This window comes from Nocardia sp. NPDC003726 (genome assembly GCF_053586955.1).
In genome coordinates this window covers 1-1010 of record NZ_JBSFNF010000068.1, presented here as the reverse complement: position 1 = coordinate 1010, position 1010 = coordinate 1, and the positions used below count along the sequence as shown (strand labels likewise).

Below are 1010 nucleotides of genomic sequence, written 5' to 3'. Positions count from 1 at the left end.
GGTGTCGTTCCATGCGGTGAGGACGTCATGCCGTTCGGCGTCGGAGAGCAATTCGATCTCACCGACCGGAATATTCGCGTCGGCGACGACAGCAGCGAGGATACGAGACAACCGAGCAACAAAACCCTCCACCGTCGCCCGATCGAACAAATCCGTCGCATACGTCAAAAACCCACCCACACCCCCAGCCGCACCCGACTCCTCATACACATCACCAACAATCAAATGCAAATCGAACTGCGACACATCCACATCAGCATCCACCCCAGCCACCGACAAACCCGGCAACTCCAACACCGCACGCGCCACATTCTGAAACGACAACCCCACCTGGAACAACGGATGACGCGCCGTCGACCGCGGCGGATTCAACACCTCCACCAAACGCTCGAACGGCACATCCGCATGCGCGAACGCCGCCAAAACCCCCTCACGCTGACGCCCCAACAAACCCGCGAACGACTCCCCACCATCAACCCGCGACCGGAACACCACGGTATTGACGAACATACCGATCAAATCATCCAACTCACGCTCACCACGACCCGCCACCGGCGTACCCACAGCAACATCCGAACTGCCCGACAACCGCGCCAACAACACCGCAAACGCCGCATGCACCACCATGAACAACGTCGCACCATGCGCACGAGCAAGTTCCACCAAACCGGCATGCGTCACCGCATCCACACTCACCGGCACCCGCGCACCCGCCAACGACGCCACCACCGGACGCGGCCGATCAGCCGGCAACTCCAGCAAATCCGGCAAACCGGCAAGCTCGGCACGCCAGAACGCGATCTGGCGAGCCGCCAACGACTCGGGATCGGACTCCTCACCCAACACCGCACGCTGCCACAACGCGTAATCCGCATACTGCACCCGCAACGGCGACCACCCCGGCGCATCACCCGAGACACGCGCCGAATACGCCACCATCACATCCCGCACCAACGGACCCATCGACGACGCATCCGCCGCGATATGATGCACCACCACCACCAGCACAT

General features: G+C 61.9%; 1 protein-coding gene. It reads right to left on the bottom strand.

Annotated elements, in window-relative coordinates:
- A partial coding sequence (locus ACWDMM_RS33780; protein WP_323124771.1) for a condensation domain-containing protein occupies positions 1–1010 on the bottom strand: 1010 nt, incomplete at both ends.